13 protein-coding genes are annotated in these 22724 nt (G+C 72.5%); 5 read left to right on the top strand and 8 right to left on the bottom strand.

Going from position 1 to position 22724, the window contains the following annotated elements; all coding sequences use genetic code 11:
* Nucleotides 1-181 precede the first annotated feature (181 nt).
* Nucleotides 182-2980: a preprotein translocase subunit SecA gene (gene secA / locus DEJ51_RS12480; protein ID WP_150257658.1), complete on the top strand. Its 2799-nt coding sequence runs from the start codon at nucleotides 182-184 to the stop codon at nucleotides 2978-2980.
* Nucleotides 2981-3305: 325 nt separating this feature from the next.
* Here secA and DEJ51_RS12475 read toward each other — a convergent pair whose 3' ends face one another.
* The gene (locus tag DEJ51_RS12475) at nucleotides 3306-3743 is read right to left on the bottom strand and encodes an Rv3235 family protein (RefSeq protein ID WP_190620909.1); all 438 of its coding nucleotides are present in this window, start codon (nucleotides 3741-3743) and stop codon (nucleotides 3306-3308) included.
* A 314-nt stretch (nucleotides 3744-4057) separates the two neighbouring features.
* Between DEJ51_RS12475 and DEJ51_RS12470 the strand changes: the two genes are divergently transcribed.
* The 3 genes from DEJ51_RS12470 (at nucleotide 4058) to DEJ51_RS12460 (ending at nucleotide 10594) form a co-directional block, all read left to right on the top strand.
* A complete protein-coding gene (locus DEJ51_RS12470; RefSeq protein WP_150257657.1) occupies nucleotides 4058-4558 on the top strand; it encodes a DUF6912 family protein in 501 nt (166 codons plus the stop codon).
* The gene (locus DEJ51_RS12465; protein WP_150257656.1) at nucleotides 4555-5262 is read left to right on the top strand and encodes an HAD family hydrolase; all 708 of its coding nucleotides are present in this window, start codon (nucleotides 4555-4557) and stop codon (nucleotides 5260-5262) included. Before DEJ51_RS12470 ends, DEJ51_RS12465 begins: the two co-directional genes overlap by 4 nt.
* 367 nt (nucleotides 5263-5629) lie before the next feature.
* Nucleotides 5630-10594, top strand: a complete 4965-nt coding sequence (locus DEJ51_RS12460) for an NAD-glutamate dehydrogenase (RefSeq protein ID WP_150257655.1) — start codon at nucleotides 5630-5632, stop codon at nucleotides 10592-10594.
* Nucleotides 10595-10769: 175 nt separating this feature from the next.
* Here the strand turns inward: DEJ51_RS12460 and DEJ51_RS12455 are convergent, their stop codons facing one another.
* Complete coding sequence (locus DEJ51_RS12455; RefSeq protein WP_150257654.1) at nucleotides 10770-11555, bottom strand: ABC transporter ATP-binding protein; 786 nt, start codon at nucleotides 11553-11555, stop codon at nucleotides 10770-10772.
* Entirely contained in the window at nucleotides 11548-12462 is a 915-nt protein-coding gene (locus tag DEJ51_RS12450; protein WP_150257653.1) for an ABC transporter permease, read from the bottom strand. The genes DEJ51_RS12455 and DEJ51_RS12450 overlap by 8 nt, the downstream gene beginning before the upstream one ends.
* A 137-nt stretch (nucleotides 12463-12599) precedes the next feature.
* On the opposite strand from DEJ51_RS12450, the gene DEJ51_RS12445 reads away from it, so the two are divergent.
* Nucleotides 12600-13235, top strand: a complete 636-nt coding sequence (locus DEJ51_RS12445; protein WP_150257652.1) for a TetR/AcrR family transcriptional regulator — start codon at nucleotides 12600-12602, stop codon at nucleotides 13233-13235.
* A gap of 75 nt (nucleotides 13236-13310) precedes the next feature.
* On the opposite strand, the gene DEJ51_RS12440 is transcribed toward DEJ51_RS12445, so the two are convergent.
* The 5 genes from DEJ51_RS12440 to DEJ51_RS12420 all read right to left on the bottom strand — a co-directional run bounded on the left by DEJ51_RS12440 (nucleotide 13311) and on the right by DEJ51_RS12420 (nucleotide 22548).
* Nucleotides 13311-15587: a bifunctional glycosyltransferase family 2 protein/CDP-glycerol:glycerophosphate glycerophosphotransferase gene (locus tag DEJ51_RS12440; protein WP_150257651.1), complete on the bottom strand. Its 2277-nt coding sequence runs from the start codon at nucleotides 15585-15587 to the stop codon at nucleotides 13311-13313.
* A 128-nt stretch (nucleotides 15588-15715) separates the two neighbouring features.
* A complete protein-coding gene (locus tag DEJ51_RS12435; protein ID WP_411757391.1) occupies nucleotides 15716-16630 on the bottom strand; it encodes a carbohydrate ABC transporter permease in 915 nt (304 codons plus the stop codon).
* 155 nt (nucleotides 16631-16785) lie between these two features.
* Nucleotides 16786-18162: a carbohydrate ABC transporter permease gene (locus DEJ51_RS12430; RefSeq protein ID WP_190620338.1), complete on the bottom strand. Its 1377-nt coding sequence runs from the start codon at nucleotides 18160-18162 to the stop codon at nucleotides 16786-16788.
* Nucleotides 18163-18166: 4 nt separating this feature from the next.
* The gene (locus tag DEJ51_RS12425) at nucleotides 18167-19525 is read right to left on the bottom strand and encodes an ABC transporter substrate-binding protein (protein ID WP_150257650.1); all 1359 of its coding nucleotides are present in this window, start codon (nucleotides 19523-19525) and stop codon (nucleotides 18167-18169) included.
* Between the two features lie 95 nt (nucleotides 19526-19620).
* A complete protein-coding gene (locus tag DEJ51_RS12420; protein ID WP_150257649.1) occupies nucleotides 19621-22548 on the bottom strand; it encodes an FtsK/SpoIIIE domain-containing protein in 2928 nt (975 codons plus the stop codon).
* Between the last annotated feature and the right edge of the window lie 176 nt (nucleotides 22549-22724).

The raw sequence follows: 22724 nt of genomic DNA, 5'->3' as shown, positions 1-22724 counted from the left end.
GCGGTGCGGCACCTTCGGTGTCCCCCGTACGTTCTCAATCCGGGCACCCGTGCCCTCACGGGAACGGCGGACCTCCCGACGCGGCCACGTCCTCGCTTACGATGGCCGTTGCGGTGGGGCCCACCTGCCGTGCCCGTGTACGTACAGTGCCCAGGCCCGACCGGCAAGGAGACAAACCTCGGTGTCCGTCTTCAACAAGCTCATGCGTGCAGGCGAAGGCAAGATCCTGCGCAAACTGCACCGCATCGCGGACCAGGTCAACTCCATCGAAGAGGACTTCGTCAACCTCTCCGACGCCGAGTTGCGTGCGCTCACGGACGAGTACAAGCAGCGTTTCCAGGACGGCGAGAGCCTGGACGACCTGCTGCCCGAGGCCTTCGCGACCGTACGCGAGGCCGCGAAGCGCGTCCTCGGCCAGCGGCACTACGACGTCCAGATCATGGGTGGAGCGGCGCTGCACCTCGGTTATGTGGCCGAGATGAAGACCGGTGAGGGCAAGACCCTCGTCGGCACGCTGCCCGCGTACCTGAACGCGCTGTCCGGCAAGGGCGTCCACCTGATCACGGTGAACGACTACCTCGCCGAGCGCGACTCCGAGCTGATGGGCCGGGTGCACAAGTTCCTCGGCCTGGAGGTCGGCTGCATCCTGGCGAACATGTCGCCCGCGCAGCGCCGCGAGCAGTACGGCTGTGACATCACCTACGGCACGAACAACGAGTTCGGCTTCGACTACCTGCGCGACAACATGGCGTGGTCCCAGGACGAGCTCGTCCAGCGCGGCCACAACTTCGCCGTGGTAGACGAGGTCGACTCGATCCTCGTCGACGAGGCCCGTACCCCGCTGATCATCTCCGGCCCCGCCGACCAGGCCACGAAGTGGTACGGCGACTTCGCGAAGCTGGTGACCCGCCTGACCAAGGGCGAGGCCGGCCAGCCGCTGAAGGGCATCGAGGAGACCGGCGACTACGAGGTCGACGAGAAGAAGCGCACCGTCGCCATCCACGAGTCCGGCGTCGCCAAGGTCGAGGACTGGCTCGGCATCGAGAACCTCTACGAGTCGGTGAACACCCCGCTCGTCGGTTACCTCAACAACGCGATCAAGGCCAAGGAACTCTTCAAGGCCGACAAGGACTACGTCGTCATCGACGGCGAAGTCATGATCGTCGACGAGCACACCGGCCGTATCCTCGCCGGCCGCCGCTACAACGAGGGCATGCACCAGGCGATCGAGGCGAAGGAAGGGGTGGACATCAAGGACGAGAACCAGACCCTCGCCACGATCACCCTGCAGAACTTCTTCCGCCTCTACTCGAAGCTGTCCGGCATGACCGGTACGGCCATGACCGAGGCCGCCGAGTTCCACCAGATCTACAAGCTCGGTGTCGTCCCGATCCCGACCAACCGCGGAATGGTCCGCAAGGACCAGCCGGACCTGATCTACCGGACCGAGGTCGCGAAGTTCGCCGCCGTCGTCGACGACATCGCGGAGAAGCACGAGAAGGGCCAGCCGATCCTCGTCGGTACGACGTCGGTCGAGAAGTCCGAGTACCTCTCCCAGCAGCTCTCCAAGCGCGGCATCCCGCACGAGGTGCTCAACGCCAAGCAGCACGACCGTGAGGCGACGATCGTCGCCCAGGCCGGCCGCCGGGGCGCGGTCACGGTCGCCACGAACATGGCCGGCCGCGGTACCGACATCAAGCTCGGCGGCAACCCGGACGACCTGGCCGAGGCCGAGCTGCGCCAGCAGGGGCTGGACCCGGAGGAGCACATCGAGGAGTGGGCGCACGCCCTCCCGTCGGCGCTCACCCGGGCCGAGGCCGCGGTGAAGGCGGAGTTCGAGGAGGTCAAGGAGCTCGGCGGGCTGTATGTGCTGGGCACCGAGCGCCACGAGTCGCGCCGCATCGACAACCAGCTGCGCGGCCGTTCCGGCCGACAGGGCGACCCGGGCGAGTCCCGCTTCTACCTGTCGCTGGGCGACGACCTGATGCGCCTGTTCAAGGCCCAGATGGTCGAGCGCGTCATGGCGATGGCGAACGTCCCGGACGACGTGCCGATCGAGAACAAGATGGTGACGCGCGCGATCGCGTCGGCCCAGTCGCAGGTGGAGACCCAGAACTTCGAGACGCGCAAGAACGTCCTGAAGTACGACGAGGTCCTCAACAACCAGCGTGAGGTCATCTACGGCGAGCGCCGCCGCGTCCTGGAGGGCGAGGACCTGCAGGAGCAGGTGCGCCACATGATGGACGACACCATCGACGCGTACATCGCGGCCGAGACGGTCGAGGGCTTCGCCGAGGAGTGGGACCTGGAGCGCCTGTGGGGCGCCTTCCGGCAGCTCTACCCGGTGAAGGTCACCATCGAGGAGCTGGAGGAGGCCGCGGGCGACCGTGCGGGCATCACCGCCGAGTTCATCGCGGAGTCCGTCAAGGACGACATCCACGAGCAGTACGAGACGCGTGAGAAGACGCTCGGCTCCGAGATCATGCGTGAGCTGGAGCGGCGCGTGGTCCTGTCGGTGCTCGACCGCAAGTGGCGCGAGCACCTGTACGAGATGGACTACCTGCAGGAGGGCATCGGCCTGCGTGCGATGGCCCAGAAGGACCCGCTGGTCGAGTACCAGCGCGAGGGCTTCGACATGTTCAACGCCATGCAGGAAGGCATCAAGGAGGAGTCCGTCGGCTACCTGTTCAACCTGGAGGTCCAGGTCGAGCAGCAGGTCGAGGAGCTTCCCGTGCAGGACGCGGCGCCGTCGCTGACGAAGGAGCCCGCGGGGGCGCGTCCGGAGATCCGGGCCAAGGGGCTGGACGCTCCGCAGCGGCCGGACCGGCTGCACTTCTCCGCCCCGACGGTGGACGGGGAGGGCGGTGTCATCGAGGGCGACTTCGACAGTGACTCCGCCGGCGGTGAGGGTGACGGGATGACGCGGGCGGAGCGGCGCAAGGCGCAGAAGGCCGCGGGCGGGCGTCGCCGGAAGAAGTAACCCGCCGCCGGGTTGAGGCATGCGGCCGGGGCCGGACACCGTGGGGTGTCCGGCCCCGGCCGCGTTGTGTGGTGCCGGTGCCGGTGCCGGTGCCGGTGCCGGTGGTTGTGCCGGTGCCGTGGGTGCGGCGCCGTTGCCGGGGGCGCTGCCCCCGGACCCCCGCGCCTCAAACGCCGGCGGGGCTGAAGGGGCGCCTCAGACGCCGGCGGGGCTGGAAGGGTGCCTCGGCGGGGCTGGAAGGGTGCCTCGGCGGGGCTGCAGGGGACGCACGGCGGAGTGGGGGTGGTCCCGGGCCGGGGCGGGAACGTGCGGGGCCGGCGGCAGGTCACGGGCGGGGGCCCTGGATCTCCACCGCCGCGCAGCGCCAGCGGAGGTCCGGGCCCTGTTCCAGGCGGAAGGCCATGGCGGTGAGGCGGTCGCCGGTGGCGATGCGGGCGAAGGCCTCGATGACGCCCGGGCCGGGGGTGAAGCGGCCGCACTGGCGGACGACCGGGCGCAGCCGGTCGCGGAGGGGGTCCGTCGGGGCCAGGGTGATCAGCTGCTGGTAGGCCGGGCCGATGGTGTGGCCGAGGAGCGAGTGGACCGGGCGCAGGCCGCTGACCACCGCGAGGAGGCGTTCGGCGAACCAGTGGTGCGGGCCGAGCCGCAGGGTGCGCGGGGGGCCGGCCGGGCGCCGCTGGTCGCGCCGGCCCGCGGGCCGGGTCCGGGCCCGGCCCGGCGGCCGCCGGCGGCCGCCGTCGTTGCCGGTCGTCGTGCCGCGCATCGTGGTGTCCATCGCCAGCTGCCCCCGAACAGGCCGGGCCCGGAGTGGTACCGGGCGGTAACTTGATGGGGATCTTCTACGGCCGCCGCACACGCTCCGCAACCACGCCCGCAGCGCCCGCGGCGGCCGGCCCGCTTCACCTATCCGGGTGGGCGGCGGCCGGTCCCCCGCCCCGGGCGGCGCCCGTCCGCGTACCCCGGTGGACGGATGCCGTTCCCGGTCCGGCGCCCCGAAGGGGGACGGAGTCCGTCACCCGCCCGGCCCCGCCCGAGTCGTATCCTGAGGGCGTTTCCGACTACCGAAAGCAGCCGGCCATGCGCGTGTACGTCCCCCTGACCCTCCCCGGGCTCGCCGAGGTGCACCAGGCGGGTGAGCTGGGCCCCGCCCCGCTGCTGGCGTACGCCGTCACCCCCGGGCTCCGCGAGTGGTACGTGTCGGAGGACATGGAGGAGCTGGAGTACGCGGCCCTGAACCGCGCCGCGCTCGCCTCCCTGCGGCTCGTCGCCGCGGACGCGGGCGCCCCGCGCCGGCGCGTGGTGATCGCCCTCGACGTCGACGACAAGGCCGCCACCGCCACCCCCGGAGCCGACGAGGCCGCCCTCGGCCGGGTGGCCCTGGCCGCCGCCGTGCGGCTCGCCGTGGCCGCCGCCGTGCACGTGGACGCCGATGACGCCGAGGAGGACGTGGCGGCCGCCGCGCGGGCCCTGGAGGCCGCCGACGCCGGGGACGCGGACGCGCAGTCCACCGTCGACGCCGCCGAGGACCACGAGCTGCTGTGGTTCGGCGTGCAGGAGATTCCGGGGCTGCTGAAGTGACCGACACGACCGCCACGACCGCCGACACGACGGCCGTCACGACGCTCCCGAACCACATCGTCTGGGACTGGAACGGGACGCTCCTCCACGACATCGACGCCGTCATCGTCGCGACGAACGCCTCCTTCGCCGAGCTCGGCTTCGCGCCGATCACCCTGGAGACCTACCGCGACCTGTACGTCGTACCGGTGCCGAGGTTCTACGAGCGCCTCATGGGACGGCTGCCCACCGACGAGGAATGGCTCGTCATGGACGACACCTTCCACCGCCACTACTGGGCCGCCGCCGCGGACTCCGGGCTGACCGAAGGTGCCCGCGAGCTGCTCCGGGACTGGCAGCTGGACGGACTCACCCAGTCCCTGCTGTCCCTCGCGCCCCACGACAAGCTCGTGCCACTGGTCCGGGCCCACGGCATCGACCAGCACTTCCTGCGCGTCGACGGCCGCGTCGGCCCCTCCCACACCTCCAAGGCGGGACACCTCGTACGCCACCTGGCGGCCCTCGACGGGACGGGCGTGACGGCGGACCGTACGGTCCTCATCGGAGACGCCGTGGACGACGCCCTCGCCGCCGCCCACGTCGGCGCCCGGGCGGTTCTCTACACGGGCGGCTCGCACAGCCGCAGCAGTCTGGAATCAGCCGGAGTGCCGGTCGTGGACAGCCTGGCCGAGGCCGTCCGGACAGCTCGCGAGCTGGCCGGATAAGGACTGGACAGGCCGCTGCACGGACGGGCGGTCACGTCGCTGGCCAGAGTGTCAAAGTTCCACCCCAAGATTTGTACAGATGCAGCGAATGACGTCCTGGGGGTAGGTCGGGATAGCCTTGTACCCGTGATCAGCGCGATAGTCATCGGGGGCACTGGAGCCTCCGGCCTGCGCCCGGCGCACGACCGTGCCCGGGCCTTCGCTGATCCCCGCCCCCGGGACGTTCTGCCGATCATGGCTCATTCCCTCCCGGTCGGCTCTCTCGACGGCATAGCGTCGATCCCGAACGGACACCCCGCCTCGCGGCGCTATGTCATTCCTTCCTTCACCTACGTCACGCAATGGCGCGCGACAGGAGCCAGAGGACATGCAGACCAAGCTGGACGAAGCAAAGGCCGAGCTGCTCGCGCGGGCGGCACGGGTAGCTGAGAACAGCCCGGCCGGGGGGCTACTTCCGACTGGGTCCGAGCGGGGAGAGCGTCCGGATCAGGACACCGTTCTCTCCTACCTCCAGCGCTACTACCTGCACACGGCGCCCGAGGACCTCGCGGACCGGGACCCGGTCGACGTGTTCGGAGCCGCGCTCTCGCACTACCGGCTCGCCGAGAACCGGCCGCAGGGCACCGCGAACGTACGCGTGCACACCCCCACGGTGGAGGAGAACGGCTGGACCTCCAGCCACTCCGTCGTCGAGGTCGTCACCGACGACATGCCCTTCCTCGTGGACTCCGTGACGAACGAGCTGTCCCGCCAGGGCCGCGGCATCCACGTCGTGATCCACCCGCAGGTCGTCGTCCGCCGTGACGTCACCGGCAAGCTGATCGAGATCCTCGGCCCCGACTGCGACGCCCACGGTCCCCGCACGGCGCGCCCCCACGACTCCCTCGTCGAGTCCTGGATCCACGTCGAGATCGACCGCGAGACCGACCGCGCCGACCTCAAGCAGATCAACGCCGACCTGCTGCGCGTCCTGTCCGACGTACGCGAGTCCGTCGAGGACTGGGAGAAGATGCGCGACGCCGCGCTGCGCATCGCCGAGGGCCTGCCCGAGGAGCACACCGCCCCCGACCTGCGCGAGTACGAGCTCGAAGAGGCCCGTGAGCTGCTGCGCTGGCTCGCCGACGACCACTTCACCTTCCTCGGCTACCGCGAGTACAACCTCGTCGACGGCGACTCCCTGGCCGCCGTGCCCGGCACCGGCCTCGGCATCCTGCGCTCCGACCCGCACCACAGCGGCAAGGACGACGGCCACCCGGTCTCGCCGTCCTTCAACCGGCTGCCGGCCGACGCCCGCGCCAAGGCCCGCGAACACCGTCTGCTGGTGCTGACCAAGGCCAACAGCCGCTCCACCGTGCACCGCCCCTCGTACCTCGACTACGTGGGCGTCAAGAAGTTCGACGCCGACGGCAACGTCGTCGGCGAGCGCCGCTTCCTCGGCCTGTTCTCCTCCGCCGCGTACACCGAGTCCGTGCGCCGCGTCCCGGTGATCCGCCGCAAGGTCGTCGAGGTCCTCGACGGCGCGGGCTTCGCGCCGAGCAGCCACGACGGCCGCGACCTCCTGCAGATCCTGGAGACCTACCCGCGCGACGAGCTGTTCCAGACCCCGGTCGACCAGCTCCAGGCCATCGTCACCTCCGTCCTGTACCTCCAGGAACGCCGTCGGCTGCGGCTGTACCTGCGCCAGGACGAGTACGGCCGCTACTACTCGGCGCTCGTCTACCTGCCCCGCGACCGGTTCACCACCGGCGTGCGGCTGCGCCTGATGGACATCCTGCGCGAGGAGCTCGGCGGCATCAGCGTCGACTTCACCGCGTGGAACACCGAGTCGATCCTCTCCCGCATCCACTTCGTCGTCCGCGTCCCGCAGGGCACCGAGCTGCCCGCGCTGACCGACTCGGACGTCGAGCGCATCGAGGGCCGTCTCGTCGAGGCCGCCCGTTCCTGGTCCGACGGCTTCCAGGAAGCGCTGATCGCCGAATGCGGCGAGGAGCGCGCCGCCGAGCTGCTGCGCCGCTACGGCACCTCCTTCTCCGAGGGCTACAAGGCCGACCACTCGCCGCGCGCGGCCGTCGCCGACCTGGTCCACCTGGAGCGGCTCGCCGCCAGCGACAGCAAGTTCGCGCTCTCGCTCTACGAGCCCGTGGGCGCGGGCCCCGGCGAGCGCCGCTTCAAGATCTTCCGTACCGGCGACCAGGTCTCCCTGTCCGCGGTCCTGCCGGTGCTGCAGCGCCTGGGCGTCGAGGTCACCGACGAGCGCCCCTACGAGCTGCGCCGCTCCGACCGGGTCAGCGCCTGGATCTACGACTTCGGTCTGCGGATGCCCGTCACCGGCAACGGGGACGCCTACCTCGGCGACGACGCCCGTGAGCGCTTCCAGGACGCCTTCGCCGCGGTCTGGCAGGGCGACGCCGAGAACGACAACTTCAACGCCCTGGTGCTGAGCGCCGGCCTCACCTGGCGACAGGCCGTCGTCCTGCGCGCGTACGCCAAGTACCTGCGCCAGGCCGGGTCCACCTTCAGCCAGGACTACATGGAGGACACCCTCCGCAACAACGTCCACACCACCCGCCTGCTGGTCTCGCTCTTCGAGGCCCGGATGGCGCCCGTGCGCCAGACCGCCGGCAGCGAGCTCGTGGACGCCATGCTGGAGGAGCTCGACGGGGCCCTGGACCAGGTCGCCTCGCTCGACGAGGACCGCATCCTGCGGGCCTTCCTCACCCTCATCAAGGCCACGCTGCGCACGAACTTCTTCCAGCTCAACGGCGTGGGCGAGCAGCACTCCTACGTGTCGATGAAGTTCGACCCGCAGGCGATCCCGGACCTGCCGGCGCCGCGTCCGGCCTTCGAGATCTGGGTCTACTCCCCGCGCGTCGAGGGCGTCCACCTGCGCTTCGGCAAGGTCGCCCGAGGCGGCCTGCGCTGGTCCGACCGCCGTGAGGACTTCCGTACGGAGATCCTCGGCCTGGTCAAGGCGCAGATGGTCAAGAACACCGTCATCGTGCCGGTCGGCGCCAAGGGCGGATTCGTCGCGAAGAACCTTCCCGACCCGTCGGTGGACCGTGACGCCTGGCTCGCCGAGGGCATCGCCTCGTACAAGATCTTCATCTCGGCGCTGCTCGACATCACCGACAACATGGTCGCCGGCGAGGTCCTGCCCCCCAAGGGCGTGGTCCGCCACGACGAGGACGACACCTACCTCGTCGTCGCCGCCGACAAGGGCACCGCGACCTTCTCCGACATCGCCAACGGCGTGGCCGAGTCCTACGGCTTCTGGCTCGGCGACGCCTTCGCCTCGGGCGGCTCGGCCGGCTACGACCACAAGGGCATGGGCATCACCGCCCGCGGCGCGTGGGAGTCCGTCAAGCGGCACTTCCGCGAGCTGGGCCACGACACCCAGACCGAGGACTTCACGGTCGTCGGCGTCGGCGACATGTCCGGTGACGTGTTCGGCAACGGCATGCTGCTCTCCGAGCACATCCGCCTGGTCGCCGCCTTCGACCACCGGCACATCTTCATCGACCCGCACCCGGACGCGGCCACCTCCTACGCCGAGCGCCGGCGCCTGTTCGAGCTGCCGCGCTCCTCGTGGGCCGACTACGACACCTCGCTGATCTCCGCGGGCGGTGGCATCCACCCGCGTACCGCGAAGGCCGTCCCGATCACCGCGCAGGTCCGTGAGGCCCTGGGCATCGAGGCGGGCGTCACCAAGATGACCCCGGCCGACCTGATGAAGGCGATCCTGCAGTCCCCCGTGGACCTGCTGTGGAACGGCGGCATCGGTACGTACGTCAAGGCCACCGCCGAGACGCACGCCGACGTCGGCGACAAGGCCAACGACGCCATCCGCGTCAACGGCTCCGACGTGCGGGCCAAGGTCATCGGCGAGGGCGGCAACCTGGGCCTGACCCAGCTCGGCCGGATCGAGTTCGCCCGCACCGGTGCCGGCGGCGAGGGCGGCAAGGTCAACACCGACGCCATCGACAACAGCGCGGGCGTGGACACCTCCGACCACGAGGTGAACATCAAGATCCTGCTCAACGCGGTCGTCACCGAAGGCGACATGACCGTCAAGCAGCGCAACAAGCTCCTCGCCCAGATGACCGACGAGGTCGGCCGCCTGGTGCTGCGCAACAACTACGCGCAGAACGTCGCACTCGCCAACGGCGCTGCCCAGGCCCCGAGCCTGCTCCACGCCCAGCAGCGCTACATGCGGCGGCTGGAGCGCGACGGACGCCTCGACCGGGCGCTGGAGTTCCTGCCCACCGACCGGCAGATCCGCGAGCTGCTGAGCGGCGGCAAGGGCCTGACCCAGCCGGAACTGGCCGTGCTGTTCGCCTACACCAAGATCACGGTGGCGGACGAGCTCATCGCCACCGAGCTGCCGGACGACCCGTACCTGCGCCGTCTGCTCTTCGCGTACTTCCCGGCCGCCCTGGCCGAGCGGCTCACCGAGCAGATCGACGCGCACGCGCTGCGCCGGGAGATCATCACCACCCTCCTGGTCAACGACACCGTCAACACGGGTGGTTCGACCTTCCTGCACCGCCTGCGCGAGGAGAGCGGGGCCTCCACGGAGGAGATCGTGCGCGCGCAGCTCGCGGCCCGCGAGATCTTCGGCCTGGCCGACGTGTGGGACGCGGTGGAGGCGCTCGACAACAAGGTCGCCGCCGACGTCCAGACCCGGGTGCGGCTGCACTCGCGGCGCCTGGTCGAGCGCGGTACCCGCTGGCTGCTGAACAACCGGCCGCAGCCGCTCCAGATCACCGAGACCATCGCCTTCTTCCAGGAGCGCGTGGGCCAGGTCTGGGCCGAGCTGCCGAAGCTGGTGCGCGGCGCCGACCTGGAGTGGTACCAGTCGATCCTGGACGAGCTGACGGGCGAGGGCGTCCCGGAGGAACTGGCCGCCAAGGTGGCCGGGTTCTCCTCCGCCTTCCCGGCGCTGGACATCGTCGCGATCGCGGACCGCACGGGTGTGGACCCGCTGGAGGTCGCCGAGGTGTACTACGACCTCGCCGACCGGCTGGCCATCACCCAGCTGATGGACCGGATCATCGAGCTGCCGCGGTCCGACCGCTGGCAGTCGATGGCCCGCGCCTCGATCCGCGAGGACCTGTTCGCGGCGCACGCGGCGCTGACCGCGGACGTGCTGTCGGTGGGCAACGGCACGTCGACTCCCGAGGAGCGCTTCCAGGCGTGGGAGGAGAAGAACACGGCCATCATCGGGCGGGCGCGGACGACTCTGGACGAGATCCAGGGGTCGGACGACTTCGACCTGGCGAACCTGTCGGTGGCGATGCGGACGATGCGGTCGCTGCTGCGCGTGCACAGCTGATCGGTCGGCTTCGCCGAACGGGCCGGGCCCGGGACCGTGTGGTCCCGGGCCCGGCCCGTTCGCGTCGGCCCCCGCGCCTCAATCGCCGGCGGGGCTGAAAGATCGCCTCAATCGCCGGCGGGGCTGGATTTTCCAGCCCCGCCGGCGATTGAGGCGCAGGTCTGAGCGGGGCTGGTCAGCGGCCCGACGTGAAGGCCTCGTAGGCGTCGCAGACCTCGTCGGAGGGGCCGTCCATGCGGAGCACCCCCGCCTCCAGCCAGATCGCGCGGTCGCAGGTCTCGCGGACCGTGTTGATGCCGTGGCTGACGAGGAAGACGGTGCCGGCGTGCTCGCGGAGTTCCTCGATGCGGGCCTGGCTGCGGCGCTGGAAGGCGGCGTCGCCGGTGGCCAGGGCCTCGTCGATCATCAGGACGTCGTGGTCCTTGGCGGCGGCGATGGAGAAGCGCAGCCGGGCGCCCATGCCGGAGGAGTACGTCCGCATGGGCAGGGAGATGAAGTCGCCCTTCTCGTTGATGCCGGAGAAGTCGACGATGCCCTGGTAGCGCTCGCGGATCTGCTGCCTGGACATGCCCATCGCGAGGCCGCCGAGGACGACGTTGCGTTCGCCGGTCAGGTCGTTCATCAGGGCCGCGTTCACGCCGAGCAGGGACGGCTGGCCGTGCGAGTAGATCCGGCCGTGGGCCACCGGCTGGAGGCCGGCTATGGCGGCCAGCAGGGTGGACTTGCCCGAGCCGTTGGTGCCGATGAGGCCGATGGCCTCGCCCTTGTACGCGGTGAAGGTGACGCCCTTGACGGCGTGCACCTCCTTCATGCCCGCCGGCTGCTTGCGGGAGAAGACCCGGCTGAGCGCCGCGGTGGCGCCGCCCTTGCGGGCGCCGGCGCCGACCTTGTAGATGACGTGGACCCCGTCGGCGATGACGGTCGGTACCCGGGTGTCGGTCTTCGTCGCGGTGTCAGCCACGGCCGTACTCCTCTTCTGCCTTCCAGAACCAGATGAAGCCGCCGACGCCGGCCAGCAGGGCCCAGCCGAGGGCGACGAGCCACGCGTGGGGCGGGAGCGAGTGCGCCTGGAAGCTGTCGATCAGCGAGAAGCGCATCAGGTCGATGTAGACGGCCGCGGGGTTGAACTTGAGCGCCATGAGCACCCAGTGCGGCAGATGGTCCGACTTGATCATCTGGTCGATGGACCACATGACGCCCGAGGAGTACATCCAGGTCCGCAGGACGAAGGGCATCAGCTGGCTGACGTCCGGGCTCTTGCTGCCGATGCGCGCCATGACCATCGCGCAGCCCGCGGCGAAGACGGCCATCAGCAGCAGGGCGGGTACGGCCAGGAACCAGGACCAGGCGGGGCGCTGGCCGAAGGCCAGCAGCAGGACGACCAGTGCGCCCATGGTGACGAGCAGCTGCTGGAAGAGCTGGACGACGGTGGAGATGGGCAGGCTGGCACGCGGGAAGTGCAGGGCGCGGACCAGGCCGCGGTTGCTGTGGACGGAGCGGGTGGCGGCGTTGACGGAGCTGCCGATGAAGTCCCAGACGAAGATGCCGGTGATCAGGAAGGGCACGTAGTCGGGCACGTCGTGGCTGGCCTTCATCACGATGCCGAAGATGAAGTAGTAGACGGCCGCGTTGAGCAGCGGGGTCACGAGGTGCCAGAGCTGCCCCAGCCTGGCGGTGCTGTACGTGGCCTGCATACGGGCGGTCGCGTACGCGGTCACGAAGTGGCGGCGGTCCCAGAGCTCCGCGATGTAGCGGGGGAGTGTGGGGCGGGCGCCGCTGAGCGTGAGGCCGTGGGCGGCGGCGAGCCGCGCGAGTTCCGCGGAGGGCGCGGGAGGGGGCGCGGTCTTGGGTGCGGTCGCGGTGGTCACAGGGTTCGCTTTCGACGGGGTCGGTACGTCACTGCCGAGGTCGGAACGGGTCCGTATCGTCGCTACGGTGAGGTTAGGACGTGCCGCGTCGGAACGCAACCGTATCGTCGTGACGAGGGCGCGGCTATGCTCTCCGCATGACCCCGGATTCCGCCGCCACCACGTCCGCCCCCGCCCGTAGAGCCCCCGCCGGGGCCGCCGTCCTGCGCGCGGACGTGACGGCGGCGATCCGCGACGCGGTGGTGGAGGAACTGGCCGCGGTCGGCTTCTCGAAGATGTCCATCGAGGGCATCGCCCGGCGGGCGGGGGTCGGCAAGACCGCGGTCTACCGGCGGTGGAAGTCGAAGCTGCACCTGGTGCTGGACCTGGTGGGGGCCTTCGCGGTGGACGGCCTGCCGGTGCCCGCGACCGGCTCGCTGTACGGGGACGTACGGGCCCTGCTGGAGGTCATGTCACACGTGCTGCGGCACCCGGTGGCCTCCGCGGTGATCCCCGACCTGCTCGTGGAGGCGGCGCGCAACCCGGAGATCGCCGAAGCGGTGCGCGGCGCGCTGCTCGACGGACAGCGCCGCATGGCGGAGGGGATCGTCTCCGGCGCCGTGGCGCGCGGCGAGCTGGCCGAGGGCACCGACCCGGGGCGGGCGCTCGACCTGGCCATCGGGCCGCTGTACTGGCGCCAGGTCGTGGTCCGTGACGAGGTCACCCGCGGATACCTCGACGACCTGGCCCGGTCGGTGGTGGCCGGCCTGACGGCCACCCCACCCACGCCCTGACCGTCCCGCGCCGGGGTTCGACGACGGACCGGCCGCCCTCCGAATCCCCCGAGCGGCCGGGGAGACGCGGACCGGCTACTGCCAGAGGAGCGGGGCGGTCAGCGGGGCGAGTGCCGGCTCCGGGGTGCGGGTCGGGGGCGCGGACGGCGGGGTGGGGCGGCGGTCCTCCAGGGGGATGACCGCCGGGATCGGGGCCGCCTGCCCGAGGAAGACCCGGCGCACCACCCGCTCCGCCGCGTGGCCGTCGTCGTACGAGCAGAAGCGCGCGCGGAAGGCCGCCCGCAGCTGCGCGGAGCGCGAGCCCTGCCAGTGGCCCGTGCTGAAGATGTCCACCAGCTCGTCCTCGGTCCGGGCGATCGCACCGGGCGGGCACGACCGCAGGTCGAAGTACGTGCCGCGGGCCGCCTCGTACGCCTCACGGTCGTCCGCGTGGATCACGATCGGCCGGTCCAGGGCCGCGTAGTCGAACATCAGGGACGAGTAGTCCGTCACCAGCGCGTCCGAAGCCAGGCAGAGCTCCTCCACCGAGGGGTGGGAGGAGACGTCGATCAGCCGGGGGTGCGGGTCCGGGGAGGGCGGGAGGTCCGCGTACGTGAGGTGGTTGCGGACCAGGATCGTGAAGCGCGGGCCCAGGTCCCGCAGCACCCGCTCGAAGTCCAGGTGCTCCGGCCGACTGCGCCGGTAGTCACGGTGCGTGGGCGCGTACAGCACGGCCGTCGAGTCCGCCGGGATGCCGAGGCGTTCGCGCAGCTCCAGCACCTCGGCCGGGCCCGCCCGGTGGAAGACGTCGTTGCGCGGGTAGCCGTACTCCAGCGTCGTGTAGGAGGAGGGGACGGCCTTCTCCCACACCAGGGTGGAGTGCCGGTTCGAGGAGAGCAGGTAGTCCCACTGGTCGGCGCCGCGCAGCAGGCCCGCGAAGTCCGTCGTCGGGGTGGCCGCCGGGCGGTCCTGGAGGTCGAGGCCCACGCGCTTGAGCGGGGTGCCGTGCTGGGTCTGGACGAGGGTCTGGCCCGGGCGCTTGACCAGGGCGCGGTCGAAGTTGACGTTCGTGACCAGGTAGCCGGCCCTGGCCAGGGCGGTCCAGTACGCCGCCGAGCCCGGGCGCAGTGCCGTCGTCTCGCGGGGCAGGGTCGGGGCGTGCTCCGGTCCGCAGATCCACGCCGTGCGCATCCGCGGCGCGAGCTCCCGCAGTTTGGCCTCGATCGCCGCCGGATTGCAGGCGTAGCCGCCGTGCCAGTACGCGGAGAAGACCGCCAGTTCCCGGCGCACGGGCAGGAGGCGCTGGATCCGGTAGTGCAGGCGCAGGGCCGTTTCCCGCAGGCCCCGCCCCAGCGCCGCGGCCGCGCGGCCCAGTGCCGGCCCCGCCGAGCACAGCGCCGACAGCAGCCGGTAGGTGCGCCGGGCGCCCAGCCGCATCAGCGTGTGCCGGACCCGGTCGGTCCGGGCCGGCGACGGCGGCAGGGCGCTGCTGCCGCCGGGGACGTGGTGGCGGCGCAGCAGGGCGCAGGCGCGGGCGAAGAACTCGGCCCGGGCGGCGCGCGGGAGGCGGCGCGGGTCGGCGTACAGGGCGCAGAAGTGCTCGGCCATCCGGCGGTGCAGGGTGGGGCGCCAGCGCTCCAGCCCGGGGCGGCCGGCGAGGTAGCCGAAGACCCGGTCGTACTGGTCGAACACGTCGAGGTGGCGGCGGCTGGTGGTGGTGCGGACCGAGCCGGTGCGCCGCTGCCGGTAGTGGACGCAGACCCGGTCCAGGACGGCGACGGACTCCGCGGCCAGCAGGGCCGGGTAGGTCCAGGGGGTGTCCTCGTAGAAGCCGGGCGGGAACGCGAGTCCCTCGCGCTCCACGTACTCGCGCCGGTAGGCCTTGTTCCAGACCGCCGGCAGCATGCCGAGGAGGGCCGGACGGTCGGCGAGCCGGAAGCTGGCCGGTCCCTCCTGCGACAGCCGGTCGCCGAGGCGGTCGCGGACGAGTTCGCCCGACCAGAAGGTGCGCGCGTGGTCGTAGACCAGGACGTCGGGTGAGCCGGTGGCCTTCAGCCGGTCGGTGATGGCCTGCAGGGCGCCGGGGGCGAGCGTGTCATCGCCGTCGAGGAAGATCAGGTAGTCGCCGGTGGCCCGCGCCAGACCCGCGTTGCGCGCCGGTCCCGGGCCCAGGTTGTGCGCCAGGTGGACGGCCGTCACCCGGGGGTCGCGCGCCGCGTACTCGTCGATGATCGAACCGCAGGCGTCCGGGGAGGCGTCGTCGACCGCGATCAGCTCCAGGTCCGGGTACGACTGAGCCAGGACGGAGTCCAGACTCTCCTGGAGGTAGGCCTGGACCTTGTACGCGGGCACGATGACGCTGAACCGGGGCACGGCACATCCAGGGGTCGGCGCGGGCATATGGCCCAGGAACCCCCGGCGTGGCGATCGGGTTACGCGGTGTGCGGCATTCGGGTTACCCGGTGCCGAAGGGCCACGTCAGGCGGTGTGCGGAGGGGGAGCTACTTGATCGCCCCGGCCATCACCCCCGAGACGAACTGCCGTTGGAAGGCGAAGAAGACGACGAGCGGGACCGCCATCGACAGGAACGCGCCGGGCGCGAGCACGTCGATGTTGTTCCCGAACTGCCGTACCTGCTGCTGGAGCGCGACGGTGACCGGCGGGTGGGCCGAGTCGGCGAACACCAGCGCCACCAGCATGTCGTTCCACACCCACAGGAACTGGAAGACGGCGAGCGAGGCGATCGCCGGCCCGCCGAGCGGCAGCACCACCCGTGCGAACAGCCTCAGTTCACCCGCCCCGTCCAGGCGGGCCGCCTCCAGCAGTTCGCGCGGGATCTCGGCGAAGAAGTTGCGCAGCAGGAAGACGGCGAAGGGGAGCCCGAAGGCGGTGTGGAAGAGGACCACGCCCGCCGTGGTCTCGAACAGCCCGATGGAACCGAAGAGTTCGGAGACCGGGATCAGCGCCACCTGTACGGGGACCACGAGCAGTCCGACGACGAGGAGGAACAGCCAGTCCCGGCCGGGGAACTCCAGCCAGGCGAAGGCGTATCCGGCGAACGAGCCCAGGGCCACGACCAGCAGGGTGGCCGGCACGGCGATCGCGAACGTGTTCAGGAGGGAGCCCGTGATGGTGTCGTTCGCCAGCAGCCGCTCGTAGTTGTCGGCCGTCAGCCGCGAGGGCGCCGTGAACACCTGCCACCAGCCACCGCTGTTGAGGTCGGTGGGGGAGACGAACGAGGAGAGCAGCAGCCCGAGCGTGGGCAGCAGCCAGAAGAGCGCCATCACGACCAGGAAGACGCGCAGGGCGCCCGCGGCCAGCCGGCCCGCGGCCCGCTCGGCGAACGGGACCCTGGTCCTTGCCGGGGCGCGGCGCCCTTCGAGGCCCGCATCCGTCACCCGGCCCGCATCCGTCACCCGGCCCGCTTCCGTCACCGGCCCCGCTTCCGTCACCGGCCCCGCCGCCTTCGCGGGGCCGGGCGTCCTCCCCGGGTCTGGTTCCGTGCGGTGCGGCCGTCCGGCGCCGCCCGCCGTGGCCCTCCGCGCGGGGTCCGGCGTCGCGTCGGTACCGCTCATCGGGACCCCTCCTTGCGCAGCCGACGGATGTTCACGAGCATCACCGGGATCACCAGCACCAGCAGCAGCACGGCGATGGCGCTGCCCAGCCCCGGATCGGCGTCCGTGCCGAAGGAGGTCCGGTACAGCTGCAGCGCGAGCACGTTCGCGTCGTCCTGGACCGCGCCCGGCGCGATCACGAAGACCAGGTCGAAGATCTTCATGACGTTGATGACGAGGGTGACGAGCACGACCGCCAGGACGGGCGCCAGCAGCGGGACGGTGATCCGCCGGAACACCTGCCACTCGTTCGCCCCGTCCACGCGCGCCGCCTCCAGCAGCTCACGCGGTACGGCGGCCAGCCCGGCCGCGATCAGCACCATCGCGAAACCGGCCCACATCCATACGTACGCCCCGATGACCGCCGGGGTGACCAGCGCCGGGCCGAGCCACTCCACCCCCGCGTACGCCTCCCGGAAGTTGGCCGCGGGCAGCCGCAGCAGGGCCCCGTCGGCCTTCGCGGAGAGGGTGAAGGTGCCGTCCGCCGCGGCCGTCGCCGTGTCGACCACCCGGCCGTCCTCGACCGCCTCGATCCGCATCCCGGAGAAGCCCTGCTCGGCCGGGTCGACCACGTTCGACGAACCGCCCCCGCCCCGGGTGAAGTCCTGCCAGACGGTGCCGGTGACCTTCCCCGGCACGGCGTCCGGCCTGCCCGCCGTACGGGTCCCCTCCGGGAGCGCCTCCGGGGCCACGCCGACCAGCGGGAGCAGCACCGGCGTACCCGCGCGGACGGGATCGCGGGTGACGAAGGCACCGCCGCCCGCGTCCACGAGCGGCGAGTCCCGGCCCGGGCGGGCCTTGGGGAACGCCGAGGACGGGGCGAAGGTGTCGTGGACCCCGACCCAGACCGCGTTGGCGACCCCGCGGTCGGGATCGTGGTCGTAGACGAGCCGGAAGATGATGCCCGCGGCCAGCATCGAGATCGCCATCGGCATGAAGACCAGCAGCTTGAACGCCGTCCCCCAGCGCACCCGTTCGGTGAGCACCGCGAAGACCAGGCCGAGGGCGGTGGCCATGGCCGGGGCGAACACCACCCAGAGCGCCGTGTTCTTCAGGGCGGTGCGGATCGTGTCGTCGCTCAGGATCTCCCGGTAGTTGTCACCGCCGACGAAGGTGTCGCCGGACCGGTCGAAGAAGCTGCGGTAGAGGGAGTAGCCGATCGGGTGCACGACGAGCGCACCGAGCAGCACGAGCGCCGGCAGGAGGAACGCCGCCGCGATCAGCCGGCGGCGGCGGGCCTCCGCGGAGACGACACCCTTGGGGGCGGGGCCGGTGGCAGGTCCGGTGGCAGGGCCGGGGACGGAGCCGGCCGGGGGAGCGGCAGGGGCCGGCACGGGATCAGTTCCCGTAGGCCTTCGCCGCGTCCGCCTCCAGTTTCGCCTGGGTGCCCGCCACGTCCGACGGGTTGGCCAGGAAGTCCTGGAGCGCCTTCCACTCACCCGCCCCCGGGGTCCCGCCGAAGGCCGCCGGCGCCTGGTCCGACATGTCGAAGCGGAAGTCGTCACCCGCGGCGATCAGCGCCTTGGCGATGTCCCGCTGGATGGCGTTCGGATAGGCACCGGGGTCCACGGCCTTGTTCGGGGAGACGAAACCGCCCTGCCGGGCGTGGATCTCCGCCGCGTCCGGCGACGCCAGGAAGGTCAGCAGGGCCTGCGCCCCCTTCGACGGCTTGAGGGCGACCGCCACGTCGCCGCCCGATACCACCGGGGCCTTCTCGCCGACCGCCGGGAAGGGGAAGACGAGGGCGTCCTCACCGACCTTCGCCTCCGTCTGCGCGATGTTCACCGCCACGAAGTCGCCCTCGAAGACCATCGCGGCGGCCGGCCGGTCGCCGCCGGTGAAGGTCTGCGTCACCGACTTCGGGAACTCGGTGGCCAGGGCCCCGCTCGGCCCGCCCGCCAGGAAGTCCTTGCGGCCGAACAGCTCGCCGAGCGTGGTCAGCGCCTGCTTGACGCTGTCGTCGGTCCACTTGATCTGGTGCTTGGCCAGCTGGTCGTACTTCTCCGGCCCGGCCTGGGAGAGATAGATGTTCTCGAACCAGTCCGTGAGGGTCCAGCCGTCCGCACCGGCCACCGACACGGCCGGGGTGCCGGAGGCGGACAGCGTGTCGGCGGCGGCGATCAGTTCCTTCCAGGTCTTCGGCGGCTTGACCCCCGCCGCCTCGAAGGCCTTCGCGTTGTACCAGATCAGCGACTTGTTGGCGGCCTTGTAGTACACGCCGTACTGGGTGCCCCCGACGGCGCCGAGCTGCTTCCAGCCCTTCGAGTAGTTCGCGTCGAGCTGGGCGGCGGCCTCCGGGCCCAGCGGCTGCGCCCACTTGTTCTCCACCGCCGCCGTCAGCGCCCCGACCTGCGGGAGCAGCGCCACGTCCGGCGGCGCACCACCCGCGATCTTCGTGCCGAGGAAGGTGACGATCGGGTCCTGTGCCGGGACGAAGGTGACGGAGGCACCCGTCCGCTTCTCGAACTCCTTCAGCACCTTCGTGAAGTTCTCCTGCTCCGGGCCCGTCCAGACCGCGGCGACCTCGATCTTCTCGCCGGGCAGTTTCGGTAACTGCACCCGGGGCGCGGCCGTGCTGCCCTCGGGCCCTCGCGGCTCCTGCGTGCCGTCGTCCCCGCACGCCGAGAGGGTGAGGGCGGCCGCCGCGGCGAGCGCCGTCCAGGTGAGTGTCGTACGGCTCGTTCCGTGCCTGCGCATGGCTCTGCCCCCGATGCCCGTGGTGTGTCCTGGACCACAAGGTCTACGCCGAGCCGTGCGCCCCCGCAATACCGCCTCGCGGGGGCGCGCCCGGGTCAGGGCGCGGGCGGGAACAGCACGGGTATCGCCGAGACCAGGTGCGAGGCCCGGTCCAGGGCACTGGCCAGCAGGGCGAGGTCGGTGGGCCCGTTGCCCAGCTCACGCACCGGTCGGCGGGCCGGCGGATCGCCCATCCGCTCCCACTCCACCGGGACCACGGTCGGCCGCTGGGTCGCCGTACGGGGGATCCGGCCGGTGACCCGGCCCGCCTGGAAGGGGACCGTCCGGCCGTCGCCGAAACGGAGCAGGCCGCGGCCCGGACCCGGCTGGTCGGGGGCGTCGAGCTCCACGCGCAGGGTGGCCAGCCGGGCCAGGCCGGTGTCCGCCGTACGGTCCGGGCGGGCGCTCGCGGCCACCAGGTGCACCCCGAGTCGGGCGCCCTCGCGGGCCACCGCCTCCAGCGCCCGGACCACCGAGCCCGCGGCGGGGCGGCCCGTACTGCCCAGCCCCGGTGCGACCAGCGCGTCGAGGTCGTCCACGAGCACCACCAGGCGCGGCAGCGGGCTGGGCCCGGGCGGTTCGGTCCGGGTGGTCGCGGCCCGCAGCCGCAGCGTGCCGGTGCGCTGGGGGTCGAGGTCGCCGCGCTGCTCGCCCGGGGTGGGCCGGCGGGGCGAGACCATGCGGTCGGACACCTCGCGCTGCGCGTGCCACTCGGCGAAGGACATGTCCTCCAGCAGCTCGGAGCGGCGCTTGAGCTCCGCGCCCAGCGCCTGCGCGAACTCCCGCATGCGCAGCGGATCGGAGGCGACCAGGTGGGCGCAGACGTGCGGGAGTTCGGTGCAGGGCAGCAGCCCGTCGCCGCGCTCGCCGCCGGCCCCGTCGAGCAGGAGCAGCCCGAGCCGGTCGGGCCGGGCGGCCGCGGACAGCGACGCGGCCACCGAGCGCAGCAGCTCGGTCCGCCCGCTCCCGGCGGGTCCCTCGATGAGCAGGTGCGGGCCGTCGTGGACGAGTTCGGTGCCGACGGGCCCGCGGCGGCCGCTGCCCAGCACGATCTCGGCGAGGCCGCCGACGCCCTGCCCCTGGTCGGTGGCGGCGGCCCAGCGGGCCATCAGGGAGGCCGGGGTGGCCCGGGCCAGCCCCAGCTCGTCGAGCAGCCGCGCGGTGGCGGGCAGGGCGGCCGCGGCCGGCCGGTGGGGCTCGGCACAGCCGCCCTCGGCGGTGCGCAGCGGGGCCAGGGCCCGGGCGAAGCGCTCGGCCCAGGCGGCGGAGACGGCGTCGGTGGTGGCGGTGCCCCCGGCGGGGACGGGCCGGCCACCGCTGATCGTGAAGGTGCGTACGGCCGTGGCCACATCGCCGCTGAGCAGGGCGACCGCGCCGCAGTCCCGGAACGCCGGGGAGCTCGCGCAGGCGGCCTCGTACGTCTCCTCGACCGGCGAGGCGGGGGTGGCGGCCGGGGCCTCGGCGAGCACGAGCACGTGGATCCCGGCGGCCGGGCCGTGCGAGGCGAGCCGCCCGGTGATGTCGCGCAGCGGGCCGGCCCCGGGATCGCCGTCCAGGACGACGAGCGTGTACGGGCCCTCGTAGACGGCGGCGGCCCGCCGGACCTGACCGGCGTCGGCGGCGGCCCAGTGCACGCCCAGCGGGCCCTCGTCGAGGCGCCGGGTCAGCTCACCCGTGCGGGCGGTCGCCTGGTCGCGGTCGTAGGCGAGCAGCAGCCGGCAGTCCTGGCCGTGCGCGGGGCGTACGTGGGGCAGCCAGCCGAGCCAGCCCCAGTCGCGCCGCCGGTCGGCGAGGCCGCGCGCCCGGTCGGCGGAGACGAGCACGATCTCCAGCTGCCCCGGAGCGTGCAGTGCCGCCAGCTGCGCCACCACCCACCGGGCGACTCCGGCCAGCCGGGCCCGGGGCCCGGCGAGCCCGAGGCCGCCGACGGCGGGCAGGGACACCCGGCTCCCGGCGCCGAGCCCGACGTCCAGCAGGGCGGGGTGCCCGGGCGTACGGGACCACAGGCGCTCGGTGGGGCCCAGCGCGGCCAGCAGCACCGCGGCGGGATCGTCGGGGTCGGGTGCGGCGGCGGCCGGTTCCCGCGGGGCCTCGGCGGGCTCCTCGCCGCGCACCCACTTGCGGGCCCAGGCACCGAGGCCCTTGCGCCGCCCGGGGCTCGGCGGCGCGTCCTGCGGCCCGGCTTCGTGGAAGGCGGCGGGGGCGCCGGGGACGGGTGCGTCCGGGGTCGGCCCGGACGGGGCCGGTCCCGATGCGGTCGGCCCGGGTGCGGTCGGCCCGGATGCGGCCGGCCCGGATGCGGACGGTCCGGCGTCGGGGAGCGGTTCCGGGGCGGGCCGGGCGGCGACCGAGAGGTGGCCCTGGAGGTCCGGGGCCACCGGCAGTACGGGAGCACCCGCGGCGGCCAGCCGCAGGGTGGACTCGCCGACCCGCAGCAGCGCACCCGGGGGCAGGGCGACGGGCTGGGCCCCCACCGGGGCGCCGTCCAGCGTGGTGCCGTTCGTCGAGTTCAGGTCGGCCACCGCGACCCGCCCGTCCGGGATCACCGTGACCGCGCAGTGCAGCCGGGAGACGTCGGGGTCGTCGAGGGGGACGTCGGCGTCGGCGGAGCGGCCCACCATGATCTGACCGCTGTGCAGCAGGTGCACCCCGCCCGCGTCGGGGCCGGCGACGACGTGCAGCTGGGCCGCGCCGAGGCCGTCCTCCGGCAGCACGTCCGGGACGGGCCCGTGCAGCGCCAGTACGGCGCCGTCCACGAGCGGCGGCTCGCCCAGCACCCGCCGCTGGAGGTCGAGGCGCTCGGAACCGGCGTACAGCACCACCGTGCCCCCGGTGTCGGGGCCGCCGACGGTCGCCGCGAGCCCGGAGGCGACCGCGGCCAGAGCGGTGCCGACGGGGGCGGTGACGAGCACGTCACAGCTCGCGGGGGCGGTCGCGGTCTGGTGGCCGCTGCGCGACCCAAGGACGGTCAGCCGGATCTGCATCGCCGTCAGCGGTCCCTTCTGCGCGGTGCGCGGTGTGTGCGCCCGGCAGGGGAATCCCGTGACATGACCGTCCGGTCGCCCCCCACCCGGCACGGACGCGTCGTCCGGTCAGGTCTGCCCGGAAGGCGGGGCTCCCGTCCCGTGCCGTCCGTACAGGTGCATCCTCGCACCTGTCA

Source organism: Streptomyces venezuelae (genome assembly GCF_008642275.1).
Lineage (GTDB): Bacteria > Actinomycetota > Actinomycetes > Streptomycetales > Streptomycetaceae > Streptomyces > Streptomyces venezuelae_E.
This window is presented reverse-complemented; position numbering and strand designations above follow the sequence as displayed.

What these genes read in the sequence shown, in the direction of transcription:
- DEJ51_RS12425 (WP_150257650.1), bottom strand. Translation starts at nt 19,525, where the DNA reads ATGCGCAGGCACGGAACGAGCCGTACGACACTCACCTGGACGGCGCTC.
- DEJ51_RS12460 (WP_150257655.1), top strand. Translation starts at nt 5,630, where the DNA reads ATGCAGACCAAGCTGGACGAAGCAAAGGCCGAGCTGCTCGCGCGGGCG.
- DEJ51_RS12470 (WP_150257657.1), top strand. Translation starts at nt 4,058, where the DNA reads ATGCGCGTGTACGTCCCCCTGACCCTCCCCGGGCTCGCCGAGGTGCAC.
- DEJ51_RS12420 (WP_150257649.1), bottom strand. Translation starts at nt 22,548, where the DNA reads ATGCAGATCCGGCTGACCGTCCTTGGGTCGCGCAGCGGCCACCAGACC.
- DEJ51_RS12475 (WP_190620909.1), bottom strand. Translation starts at nt 3,743, where the DNA reads ATGCGCGGCACGACGACCGGCAACGACGGCGGCCGCCGGCGGCCGCCG.
- DEJ51_RS12445 (WP_150257652.1), top strand. Translation starts at nt 12,600, where the DNA reads ATGACCCCGGATTCCGCCGCCACCACGTCCGCCCCCGCCCGTAGAGCC.